The organism is Adlercreutzia muris (genome assembly GCF_008831045.1).
Lineage (GTDB): Bacteria > Actinomycetota > Coriobacteriia > Coriobacteriales > Eggerthellaceae > Adlercreutzia > Adlercreutzia muris.
Genome location: NZ_WAJS01000048.1, coordinates 1 through 10,747 on the forward strand (window position 1 = coordinate 1; position 10,747 = coordinate 10,747).

A 10,747-nucleotide genomic window follows, 5' to 3' on the forward strand; every position below is an offset into this window, starting at 1 on the left:
GCTCTTCCCCGGGGCACCCCCCTTCCCCGAGGCGCCGCCCTTGGCCTTGGCGCTCTTGGGGGCGCTCCCGCTGCGGGGGCGGTTGGCGCTGTTGCCGCGGTTGGCGGCCGGCTTGCGGTCGCGGCGGCTGCGAGGCGCCTCCTCCGTCGCGGTCGCGGCCTCCTCCTCGGCGCGGGCCCGGGCACGGGCCTTGCGCTTGTCCTTCTTGGCCTGCTCCCGTGCGGCGGCGGCCAGCTCCGGGTCGTGCTTGGCGTTGGCGCGGGTGGCCCGGGCCGCCGCGGCCTCGGCGGCTTCTTCCAGGTTGAAGCCCGGAACCTCGATCTCGGGGATGGGGCGCTTGATGAGCTTCTCGATGGCTGCTAGCTCCGGCTTGTTCTCGGGGGCCACGAAGGTGACGGCGAAGCCCTCGGCTCCGGCGCGGCCCGTGCGCCCGATGCGGTGCACGTAGTCCTCGGCCTGGACCGGCACGTCGTAGTTCACCACGTAGGCCACCTCGTCCACGTCGATGCCGCGGGCCAGCACGTCGGTGGCCACGAGGATGTCGGTGGCGCCGGAGGCGAAGTTGTCCAGGGCCCGCTTGCGCTGGTTCTGGGAGCGGTCCGAGTGGATGGCCTCGGCGCGGTAGCCGGCCCGCTTCAGCTTGCGGCAGGCCGCATCGGCCCGATGGCGCGTGCGGGCGAATACGATGACGCGCTCGGCGCCGCGCTCTTGCAAGAGGGCCGCCAGCAGATCGGGTTTCAGGGTATGGGGCACGCGGGCGATGTACTGCTCCACGGTATCGGCGGTCTCGCCCTTGGCGGCGATCTGCACGATGGCCGGGTCGTTCAGCATGGCATCGACCTGGGAGAGGACCCCCTTGTCGATGGTGGCCGAGAACAGCAGCGTCTGGCGGCTGGACGGCGTGGCCTCCACGATGCGGCGCACCGAGGGCAGAAAGCCCATGTCCAGCATGCGGTCGGCCTCGTCCAGCACGAGGATCTGCACCTGGGAGAGGTCCACGGCCTTCTGGTTCATGAGATCGATGAGGCGCCCCGGCGTGGCGATGAGCACGTCAACCCCGCGGGCGAGGCGGTTGATCTGGGGCTCGATCTTCACGCCGCCCACGACGTTGGCCACCCGCAGGCCGCGGGCCTTCGCGATGGTGCTGCAGACCTCCTGGATCTGCATGGCCAGCTCGCGGGTGGGGGTGATGACGAGCATAGTGGGCGCCTTCTTGCGGTCGGAGCGCTCGAGGCGGTCCAGGGAGGGCAGGGAGAAGGCGGCGGTCTTGCCGGTGCCAGTCTTGGCGGCGGCGATCATATCGCGGCCCTCCAGGGCGAGCGGGATGGATTGGGCCTGCACGGGGGTGGGCTCGGTGTAGCCGAGCGCCTCCACGGCGGCCAGGACGGAATCGGACAGGCCGAGATCGGCAAAGGTGGTCATGGGGTTCCTTTCAAGGGCTTGGTATCGGCAGCGCGGCTCTTCTGCGCAGACGCTCAGAGGGTCGGGACGGCGGGGCTAGCGGGTGTGGGCCGGCTTGCGTCCCCAGTAGAAGTGGGCGAAGTGGCGGCTCCGCAGCTTTCCGTCCCGGGGCGGCTCCTTCGCGATGAGGTCGAAGGTGGCCGCCGCGATGGCATCGGCGGCGTGGGGCCGGCGCAAAAGCGACGCGTTGATGAGCATGGCGTCGGCCGAGGCCGGGTGCTCGCTGATGTGGCGCAGGGTGTCCAAAAGCTCGCGGGGCGTGGTGGCGGCCATGGCGGCGCCGGCGGCGGTGAGCATGCGCACGTTCGCCTTCTCCTGGCCGTAGGCCCGCCCGAGCAGGATCATGGGGGCCCGGGCGCACAGGCACTCGGTCACCGTGAGGCCGCCGGGCTTGCAGATGACCACGTCGGCGGCTTCCATGAGCTCGGCCATGCGGGTGACGTAGCCGAGCACCCGGGCGTTGTCCAGGCCGAAGTCGGCCACCTCCCGGCGCACCCGCCGCTCGTACTCCTCGTCGGCGCCGGCCACGATGACCAGCTCCATATTGGGGAGCCGGTGCATGAAGGGGAGCAGCTCGTCGAGGGCCTCGCGGAAGTGCACGTAGGGCCGCGGCAGCTTCGCTCCGGCCAGGGCCAGCACCACGATTTTATCCGCGGGCAGGCCGAAGCTCTCCCGGGCGGCGGTTTTGTCGTAGTCGCGGGAGAAGGCGGGGCTGGCGGGGATGCCGGTGATGAGGATGCGGTCCTCGGGCACTCGGCGCGGCCGCAGGGTCTCGGCCATGGCCTCGTTGGCCACGCAGAACAGGTCGGTGTGCAGGTGGGGCCACAGCCCCTCGGCCTCGTAGTCGGTGGGCACGCACAGAATGGGGAAGGACTGCCCCGTGAGCATGCGGGCGCTCACGGCCACGTTGGCCGCCGTGATGTGGGTGGCCACGATGGCCGCCGGGCGTACCTGGCGCGCGAATTCCACGAAGCGGGGGTACATGAGGTGGGCCCAGATGGTGCCGCCGCCCCACAGAAGGCGCCCCGTGAGCACGTAGCGCCAGGTAATGTCGTAGAAGGGGCGCGTCCATCCCGTGAACATGGAGGCCGTGGCATCGCCGTCGAAGACGATGCGGCCGAAGTCCAGTATGTCGAGCACCTCCACCCGGGCTCGGGCCGCCAGAGCGGGGTCGAGGCCTGCGGGCAGGGCGGGGTCAGCCGCGCCGGCGCGGGCGCGCTCGCCGGCGTTCTGAATGGCTTCGGCGATGGCGTAGGCGGCGCTGCGGTGGCCGCTGCCCACCGAGGCGTGGACAACGAGGATGACCGGGTCCCCCTCGTCGGTGGCGCGGGCGAGCGTGGTCTGGGTGGCGGTGATGGCGTCGGGGGAGGCAAACTCGCCGCAGGCCGCCTCGGGCGATTCGATGGCGGAGGGGGCGGCCTGCCCCGTCGGCGACGAGGGGGCGAGGGCGCCGGGCTCCATTGATGCGGGCAGCTCGATCGCGCCCGCTGGTTTCGTATCAGATATGTTCATAGGAGCATCATAGCGCATTTGCCCGAGCACGCCCCGGACTCGACGCATTACCCGCAAATGGCGGAGGGGCGGGGAAGGGGAGGGGCCGCGAACCGGCATGTTCGGCTCGCGGCCCCTTTGGGCTAGCGAGCTCGGCGCGCGCGGCGGCGGGAGGCCAGCAGCGCCGCGCCGGCCGCCAGGGCGCAGACCGCGGGCATGAGGGCCGCGGCGAGCAGGGCGTCGCCGGTCTGCGCGAGGCGGCGGCGGATGGTGGCCGCCTCATCGGGCCGCGCGCCGTCGTCGATGACGCCACCCTGGGCCGTCACCCCCTCGGGGTACACCGGATCGGTGCGCACGCGCTGCACGTCCTGGCGCGCCTCGTAGGCATCCCACCCCTCGGCGGGCGAGAAGGGCGCGCCGGGGACGAGCTCGGAAGCGTCGGGGTCACGCTGAGAGGGCGGGGTGCCGTAGCCGACGGCCACGTTGCCGATGTCGGCCCCCACGGCGTCGGCGGTCACAAGGGCCTCGAAGGCGAGCCGCGCCTCCTGGCCGCCGTAGAGGCGTCCGACGGCCACGGCCAGGATGCGCGTTGCCGGGTCGTAGGCGGCATCGTCCACCTCGATTGAGGTGCCGTCGGCCAGCGTGAGGACCACGGTGCCGCTCACGGGCTCCACGCCGACGGGCACGTCGTCGCGGATGACGGCGTCCACCCAGCCGGTGCCCGGGGCGCTGTTGGCGAGCGCTATCTCGTAACGAAGCGTGTCGCCCACATGGGTGGTGCCGTCGTCGTGGGTGAGGTTCGCGACGGTCTTGGCGATGGACACGTCGCCCTCGGCCGGGTCGGCGGGAAGCACCTCGGGCGGTGAGACAGGGTCGGATGCCGCCTCGGGCTCGTCGTCGGCTGCGGGCGGTCGTGCGGCCTCGCCGGGCTCCGTCCCGGGCTTTTGCGGGTCGCGGCCGGGATTCTCGGAGGGCGGCGTGCCGTGGGCGAAGGCGATGTTCGCGATATCGGCGCCCACGGCCTCGGCGGTCACCTCGCACTCGAAGGTGAGCGTCCACTTCTGGCCGCCGTACAGGTCGCCCACGGCCACCGCCAGGGTGCGGCTTGCTGCGTCGTAGGCGGTATCGGGCACCGGTTTTCCCTCCGCTCCGGGCGTGGGCCCCGTAAGTCTGATGGTTCCCGGCACCGGCTCGATGCCCGCGGGCAGAGGATCGCTGATCGCGGCATCGTACAGGGCGGTATCGGCGCCGCCCCGGTTCTCGAGTTCCACGGTGTAGCGCAGGCGGTCTCCCACCTCGGTGGCGTCCCCGTCCGGATGCTTCAGGTTCTCCACGGACTTTGCGATGGCCACGTCGCCCTCGGCCGGGTCGGCGGGGGCCACGGTGGCCGGCCCGGGCGGGGTGGCCTCGGGCGAGGGATCCGGGTCCACCGGCCCCACGTCCTCGCCGTCCGGATCGTCGGGGTTCGGGCGAGAGCCCGTGGCCTTGGCGATGTTGCCGAGGGCAAGGTCGTCCGCGCTCTCGGTCGCGAGGTCCAGGCCCTTCTTTACGACGCACTCGAACTCCACCACGGCCGGCGAGAGCGGCGACACGGCGCCGGCGGGCACCATGAGCACCGCGCGGCCGTCGGCGCCCGCCGTGCCGATTGAGAAGCGCCCCACGTCGAAGGCCGTCACTGCGGCCGCCTCGGCGAGCGCCTTCGCATCGAGCGCCTCCCAGGCGTTGGTGAGCCTCACGGAGCCGGGGTCGAGGTCCAGGCACACGGGCAGCGGGTCGGTCACGACCGCCTGGGTCCACAGCGATCCTGCAGCCGTGTTCGCGGCCTCGATGCGGTAGCGCAGGCGGTCGCCTGGCTGGGTGGGACCGTTCGGATGCGTCAGGTTCTTCACCGACTTCGAGAGCTTGGGTGTCGGCGCGATGGTCGGATCGGGCTTCACGGCCACCTGGCTCTCGGGGGTCTCCTCCTCCTCGGGGTTGGCGCTCGGCAGGTAGTTCTTCGAGGGCAGGTAGCGCGCCGTCAGCGTGTGGCGGGCGCCGGGGGCCATGAGGTCGCCGGCCGGGAACGACCAGGAGACCACGGTGTGCTCGCGCCCGTCGGTGTCGGTCGTGACGCGCGCGTTGGCCGCGGGCGTCACGACATCCCCGTCTGCTGCCGCGGCCACGTCGGTCGCAGCCGTGCGAGAGCTCGCATCCCCGAAGACGATGGCCACCGGCTCGCCGGCCTCCTTCCCGTCCACGTACAGCTGCACGCGGCCCTTGGGGGCTTTGCACGTGGTAGCCGTGGGGGTGCCGTCGGCGAAGGTGCCGCTCGTCACATCTACCTCCACGTCAAGGACCTTGGCCGGGTCCTGCGGGTCGGCCACCTCCGACCCGTCGCTCCACGCCGCCTTCACCGACGTCACCGCCGAGGGCACGGGAGTGATCTCGCCCCACATGAAGGCCCGGTGCCCCCAGTAGCTTTTGGCGAAGTCCCGAATCTGCTCGTCGCTGCTTTCCTCGTCAGCGTATTGCTTCGAAATCATAGTCAATTTCACGGCGCCGGCGTCGGCGGGCAACACGGCTACCTCGTTTCCCTCGGTATCTTTCGTCGTCTCGCTTGTTTCGGGACCTGTCGGAGTAGGCTCATCGTCGGGCCCCGACGGCTTCCTGTTAAAAGGTTGGTAGGTGTATCGTACCAGCGTCCGGCCGCTGTCGTCGGTGACCCTATCAAGCACCTTGTTGTCGGGCGCAGGGGTGGTGATGGCGCACCCCGGTGCCGAAAGGTCGTAGGCCGGTAGCGGTAGTCCGTCGTAGGGCTTGGTGAGCGATACCAGATACGAGGCGTCCGTCACCTCGAAATCGCGGTATCGTTTGAGAAGCGAGTCGTCTTGTCCAGGCTCCCGGTAGAGGGGGAGAACTTTCCGGAGATCGCCGTTCTTGTCGCGATAAGCAAGCTCAACGGCGATCTGCTGTTTGGCGGCCTCCTTCGGCAGCCACAGGTAGAGTTTTCCGTCATCGAACTGGGCTGGGGCGCCGTAGTCGTATTCCTGCCCAGCGATGTGGAGGCTCCACTCCTCGATGAGATTGTCGAGGGCAGTATCGTCGGGAAGTCCCGCCTGCTGATTGTTGGCCTTCAGCTCTGCTCCCAAGTCGATGGTGACCATGGTCACCTTGTTGGGGTCGTCGGGGTCGGTAGGGTCGTACCCCTCGGCCTCGTAGGCGGTGTTTCCCCAAGCTGTTCCTCCGATGCCTTGAAAATATCTATTAGGATCGGTGCAGCGAATGGAGCCTCCCGTGATGAGCACATAGCCTCCAACTCCTCCGATTTCGGGGAAGGGCTTGCCGGCTTCCCCCGTTTCGGCGCCATGGCTGCCGGATCCCGATACGGGGAGTAGTGTGCCGCCCGTGACGGAAATAGTGTGATCGGTATTTTTGCTCCAGCACGCGCTTCCAAAAGCTCCGCCATGCCAGCCTCCAGAGGACTTCACAAAGCCACCATTGATGAAAATATCTCCAGCTACGCATGTGAAGGACGTTGTATGTCTAGTTTTGATAACATCACTTTTCATCGCCGATCCGCTGTAGCCATCGCTTACTCCGGCGCCAATGCCGGCTCCATGGCATCCTCCTTGGGCTTCAATGTTGCCGCCGTTAATGGTGATGGCCGTCGCGGTTCCGTCTCCCTGACTTCCTGCACCGATGCCGGCACTGAAGCTAGTTCCTGCATTGAACTGCTGGTCTGAGCCCTGCACGTCAACTCTGATGTTGCCGCCGTTAATGGTGATCGTCCCTCCGTTCTCATAGGCGGTGCTGCCGATGCCGGCGCCTCCTCCTCCGCCCCCGAGGACTTCAAGGGTTCCCGGATTGGGGCTGTCAAGCTCCACAGAGGAACTGCCAGCACGAATAGTCTTTCCGTTCTTGAGCGTAATGGATTGGACGACTTTTGCTCCTTTGACAACTGCCATTTCCCCAGTTGGCGCTCGGTTGTCGCAGGCATCGTCGATGACGAGTTCCGATCCTTCTCCACAGTAGATGCCCGCATTCTCAACTGCCAGCGATTTGAGCGAATTGCTCGTACCGTCAGCGATCTTAAGGTATAGGCTTGTCTGATGGACGATCTGGCTTCCCTCGGTGGCGCGGGATCCGTCCTGTGTGTCATAAAGATTTGTGACGAGGTGTAGGGGGCTTAGCGCAGAGCTGCTAATCTTGACGCCGGCCAGGATCAGCTCGCCCTTAACGCCGGCATCGATTTGTATCGAACTGCTCGTTTCGGAGGGGGTGCTGATGGTGAGTTCGACAGAAGACTGGATATGCAGGATGCCCGTTGCGCTGTCGTAGAAGTAGTCTCCCTGCCCAGCAGATGAGCCTGCGATACCTCCGCTTACGGCGAAAGGCCCCGCGTTTGCTTCGGTCTGTGCGGTTGGCGAATCGGGTAGGCTCGCACGGAGATTGGCGCTCAGGGCTTGAAAGAGGGAGAGGGGCGGCTCGATGTCTTCGTTAGCGATAGAATCGGTAGAAGAGCCAATGTAAAAAGCGGTCTCCGCAGAAATGGGGATGTCACTTTTGGGGGAAGTGCCCTCATCGGGGGCGGAAAAATCGTCGTTGGCGGAAACGTCGCCTACGACTTCAGAAAACTCGATGGGGGGGGGTCTCTGTGCTTTGGCCCTCCGGGCTGGCGAGGGCCGCCGCGGGCGTCATCCCGCAGGCCAGCACGGCCGCCAAACTGAGGCGCAGAAGCGAACCCCTTCGCTTCGTTGACATGGCTTCTCCTTCTCTCGTTAATGATAAGCCAGCGCCGAATATACCCCTTCTTCCGCGATTCCGCAACCGTGATCCCGTCGCTCGGCAATGTGGATCAGGCCCGAGTTCGTGCGGGCGATTCGCACCAGGGAAACGCGGGGAGAGTCAGGTAGCTTGAGAATGCAAAATATACGTAATACATACTATTATAAAATAAAATCGTATAAATGCAATCTCAGCATTTCCCAGAATAAGTCATGGTATATATTGAATATGATAGAAAGGAATCGCAATACGTATATTTGCCAGTTCGATTGACAATATATGATAAAACAAATATCATGCAAGGAGGCGATCGGGCGATGGAGCCCTTCAGCGTGGAATTCTACGAGTTGCCCGACGGCACGTTCCCTGCGGAGGAGTTTATTTTGTCGCAGAGTCCCAAGATGCAGGCCAAGCTGTACCGCATTATGGAGTTGCTCGAGCTGAAGGGAGGCGATTTGCGGGAGCCGTACTCGAAAACGCTCGGTGACGGTATCTTCGAGCTGCGGGCGCAGTGCGGAGGCGATATTTCGCGGGTGCTTTATTTCTTCGTCGTCGGACGTCGGGTTATTCTCACGAACGGTTTCGTTAAGAAGTCGCGGAAGACGCCGGTGGGTGAAATTGAGCTTGCCAAGAGGCGGCGGAAGGACTTCAATCATCGGGAAGGGATGGGCTATGACGAAGAATTTTCGCGATAGCTTGAACGAGCGGCTCCGCGATCCGGAGTTTCGGGCGGAGTGGGATGCGCTGGAGCCTGAATTCCAGATCGCAAAGGCAATGCTCGACGGGCGGTCCGCCCGGAACCTCACTCAAAAGGAGTTGGCGGAGATCACCGGCATTACCCAGTCTGATATCAGCAAGCTGGAGAACGGGAATGCCAACCCGTCCCTGCGCACCCTCGAGAGGCTGGCGGCTGGACTCGGCATGCGGATCAGGCTCGAGTTCGTGCCTGCGTGATGGGGCGGGTGGCAGTGCTCGGTTCGCGTTCAGGGTAACGGGGTATCCGCAAAGATTTTGAACTCGTGGCCCTGCGCGCTGTTTTACGGTACGATAATCGCTCCCGTCAGAGAACCGCCGATCTTGGGCCCGCCTCGGCAGTGCCGGGGCCGCGCCGGCCCGATGAGGAGCCAGAGTTTATGACCGACATCGCTACGACATCGAATCCCGCGGCCACGGCCGAGGCCGTTGCCGCCATCCGCCGCGGCGAGGGGGTGGCCGTGCTCATTCCCTGCTACAACGAGGCCGTCACCATCGCCAAGGTGGTGGACGATTTCCGGGCCGTCCTGCCCCGGGCCACGGTGTACGTCTACGACAACAACTCCACCGACGGCACGGCCGCCATCGCCGCGGCCCACGGCGCGGTGGTGCGCCGCGAGAGCCGCCAGGGCAAGGGCAACGTAGTGCGCTCCATGTTCCGCGACATCGATGCCGACTACTACCTCATGGTGGACGGCGACGACACCTACCCGGCCGAGGCGGCCGGCGACCTTCTGGCCCCCATCGCCGCCGACGAGGCGGATATGACCGTGGGCGATCGCATCTCCAACGGCTCTTACGGCGCCGAGAACGAGCGGCCCTTCCACGGCTTCGGCAACAACCTCGTGCGCCGGCTCATCCGCCTCATCTACGGCTACGCCTTCGAGGACGTCATGACCGGCTACCGCGCCTTCTCCCGAGCCTTCGTGAAGACCATGCCCGTCATGAGCGAGGGCTTCCAGATCGAGACCGAGGTGTCCATCTGGGCCGTGGACCGCCGCTGGCGTGTGGCCGACGTGCCCATCGTCTACCGCGACCGTCCCGAGGGCTCCGAGAGCAAGCTGTCCACCTTCACCGACGGCATGCTCGTCATCGCCGCCATCGCGAGCCTGTTCCGCGACTACCGGCCCATGGCCTTTTTCGGCTGGCTGGCCGTGGTGCTCGGCCTGTGCGGCCTGGCCGCCGGCGTGCCGGTGATCGGGGAGTACCTGGACTCCGGCTACGTGTCGCGCCTGCCCTCGGCGGTGCTGGCCGTGGCCTTCATGCTCACGGCGGCCCTCTCGCTCACGGCCGGTCTCATCCTGGACACGGTGGCGAAGTCCCATCGCCGCCAGTGGGAGATGAGCGTCTACCGGGTCATGGAGGCCGATCGGTGGCGCTAGGGCCCGCTGCGGGAAATTCTCGGCGAGGGCCTTGCAATGGGCGGCCTTCTCTGCCATACTGTTCAAGCTATTTTGCACGTCCCCATAGTCTAGAGGTCAGGACGCGGCCCTTTCAAGGCTGAGACACGGGTTCGATTCCCGTTGGGGGCACCATGAATGAGCAGGGAGAACTTCGGTTCTCCCTTTTTTGTCGGATTGCCGGCACCTCAAGCGGGGCCGTCGGCACCGGGGCCCGGGCGATCGGGCACGGCTCTGCGCAGCGGAAGGGATCATGGGAAAGCTCGTCCAGCAGTTCATGAAGTTCGGCGTCGTGGGCGCGGCGGCCTTCGTCATCGACTACGGCCTCATGGTGGCCCTCACCGAGCTTGCCGGCGTGGAGTACCTGCTGTCGGCCACCATCTCGTTCACCGCGTCAGTGGTGTTCAACTACCTGGCCTCCATGCGCTACGTGTTCACCCACAAAGAGGGGCTCTCCCGTCGTCGGGAGTTCGTCATCTTCGTCGTGCTGTCGGTCATCGGCCTTGCCATCAACGACGCCCTCATGTTCCTCGGCACGTCGTTTTTGGGCATCAGCTATCTCATCACCAAGATCGCGGCCACGGCTGTGGTGATGGTCTACAACTTCGTCACGCGCAAGAAATTCCTCGACGCCGGCGACACGGCGGCCACTGAGCCGCTGGAGCTTCTGTGAGCCCGGCGCGGAACCGAGGGGAGTGAGGCCGATGGCTATCGGACAGATCGCGCTCATTGCCAACCCGGCGGCCCAGAACGGCCGCGGCTCCTGGGCCGCCGTGGAGGCAGCCAGCCACCTGCGGGCCCGGGTGGGCGCCGACGGCTTCCGCCTTCTGCTCACCGAGCGGCCCGGCCACGCCACGGCCCTGGCGGCGGGGCTGGGG

General features: G+C 66.4%; 8 protein-coding genes and 1 tRNA gene. 6 read left to right on the forward strand and 3 right to left on the reverse strand.

Features of this window, described 5'->3' with window-relative positions:
• From F8D48_RS10730 to F8D48_RS10740, 3 genes are all read right to left on the reverse strand, one after another.
• The coding region (locus F8D48_RS10730) for a DEAD/DEAH box helicase (protein WP_151431963.1) at window positions 1-1,422 on the reverse strand (1,422 nt) is incomplete at its 3' end.
• Window positions 1,423-1,497: 75 nt separating this feature from the next.
• Window positions 1,498-2,973 carry a glycosyltransferase gene (locus tag F8D48_RS10735; protein WP_240806324.1) on the reverse strand — a complete coding sequence of 492 codons (1,476 nt, stop codon included), beginning with the start codon at window positions 2,971-2,973 and terminating at the stop codon, window positions 1,498-1,500.
• Between the two features lie 122 nt (window positions 2,974-3,095).
• Window positions 3,096-6,236, reverse strand: coding sequence for a DUF11 domain-containing protein (locus tag F8D48_RS10740; protein WP_151431965.1), 3,141 nt, complete (start codon window positions 6,234-6,236; stop codon window positions 3,096-3,098).
• 114 nt (window positions 6,237-6,350) lie between these two features.
• Here F8D48_RS10740 and F8D48_RS10745 point away from each other — a divergent pair, with 114 nt between their 5' ends.
• The 6 genes from F8D48_RS10745 (at window position 6,351) to F8D48_RS10770 (ending at window position 10,542) form a co-directional block, all read left to right on the forward strand.
• Window positions 6,351-6,674, forward strand: a complete 324-nt coding sequence (locus F8D48_RS10745; RefSeq protein ID WP_151431967.1) for a hypothetical protein — start codon at window positions 6,351-6,353, stop codon at window positions 6,672-6,674.
• 1,359 nt (window positions 6,675-8,033) lie between these two features.
• Window positions 8,034-8,411: a type II toxin-antitoxin system RelE/ParE family toxin gene (locus tag F8D48_RS10750; RefSeq protein WP_151431969.1), complete on the forward strand. Its 378-nt coding sequence runs from the start codon at window positions 8,034-8,036 to the stop codon at window positions 8,409-8,411.
• Entirely contained in the window at window positions 8,389-8,670 is a 282-nt protein-coding gene (locus tag F8D48_RS10755; protein ID WP_151431971.1) for a helix-turn-helix domain-containing protein, read from the forward strand. Before F8D48_RS10750 ends, F8D48_RS10755 begins: the two co-directional genes overlap by 23 nt.
• Before the next feature lie 179 nt (window positions 8,671-8,849).
• A complete protein-coding gene (locus tag F8D48_RS10760; RefSeq protein WP_151431973.1) occupies window positions 8,850-9,851 on the forward strand; it encodes a glycosyltransferase family 2 protein in 1,002 nt (333 codons plus the stop codon).
• Window positions 9,852-9,929: 78 nt separating this feature from the next.
• A tRNA-Glu gene (locus tag F8D48_RS10765) sits at window positions 9,930-10,004 on the forward strand.
• Window positions 10,005-10,122: 118 nt separating this feature from the next.
• Complete coding sequence (locus F8D48_RS10770) at window positions 10,123-10,542, forward strand: GtrA family protein (RefSeq protein ID WP_135970825.1); 420 nt, start codon at window positions 10,123-10,125, stop codon at window positions 10,540-10,542.
• The last annotated feature ends 205 nt before the right edge of the window (window positions 10,543-10,747 follow it).